Source organism: Streptomyces sp. NPDC046876 (assembly GCF_040645035.1).
Classification (GTDB): domain Bacteria; phylum Actinomycetota; class Actinomycetes; order Streptomycetales; family Streptomycetaceae; genus Streptomyces.
Genome location: NZ_JBEYXK010000248.1, coordinates 1 through 1114, shown reverse-complemented (window position 1 = coordinate 1114; position 1114 = coordinate 1). Strand labels below are relative to the sequence as shown.

General features: G+C 43.8%; 1 protein-coding gene. It reads left to right on the top strand.

Going from position 1 to position 1114, the window contains the following annotated elements; genetic code table 11:
• Positions 1-93: 93 nt before the first annotated feature.
• The coding region (locus tag ABZ924_RS38780; RefSeq protein ID WP_361920467.1) for a type IV secretory system conjugative DNA transfer family protein at positions 94-1114 on the top strand (1021 nt) is incomplete at its 3' end.

Sequence of the window (1114 nt, the reverse complement as noted above, 5' to 3'; positions counted from 1 at the left end):
ATTGCAATAACGCGATGTCTTAATGTATTCACGATATGTTGATTATGCGTTGCCATAATAACGGTTGTGAATTTTAATCAAGACCGTTACAACTTGCTCGACTATGTCTTTGATGACCAAGATGCCCAAAGCGTGTCCGTGACCATCGCCAAGAACTCGACCAAAGACGGCAAAGAAGACTTCTTTATGGAACGCGCGCAAAAGATGCTCGCCGGGTTGATTGTCTACTGCAAAACAGAAATCCCGAATGCTAGCATGCAAGACGTGCTAGATACGTTTAATGAACGCGTAGCACCCGATGAAGAAGCCTTCCGGCAATGGGTCGATGAAGACCTCGGTCCGCATCATCCGGCCTATCAGCTGCTGAAGGGATTGACGACGCTCGGTGGAAACACGCGAACGAGTGTGACGTCATCGTTTGCTTCTCAAGTGAGTATTTTCACACTCAAGAAAATCCGAGAAATGACGCAAACAAGCGATTTTAATTTCCGAGCGTTTCAGGAACAAAAAAGCATTCTCTATGTGAAACTACCAATGGATGAAAATCCGTTCACCGCCTTAACCTCGGTCTTTTTTGATCAATTGATTTCGCAGTTTTATAAATTGGCCGATGAAAATCGGGGGCAATTGAAAATCCCGACCATCTTTTTATTGGATGAGTTTGCGAATATCGGAAAAATCGAGAAATACGCACGCGTTTTAGCTACTTGCCGAGGACTTGGCTTGTCGATGAACACCATCGTCCAAGACAATGGCCAAATCGAGTCGCTTTACGGCAAAGAAATGGCGCGATCGATTTTGTCCAATCACGATACGCTGCTGTTCCTTCGCAGCAAGGACATCGAAACCATAGTTCTTTTGAAAAATGGTGCTGCAGTAGATTTAGCGACTTTGGAAAATGCTAAAGAAATCTTTGGTGAAGAAAACCTATTTAAGATTGTTGTGAAAAATATGGAACGTTTAAAGCGTTTCGATATTACAGGAATTACAGATGCGGATATGCATGTAGCGGTATCATTGTATTTGTTGACTTGCTGCATTGATTGCTCGTCGACTAGTTCAACGCGCGCAATTGGAATGCCCGCCTGTAAAATCGATACGACTGCTTCGACAG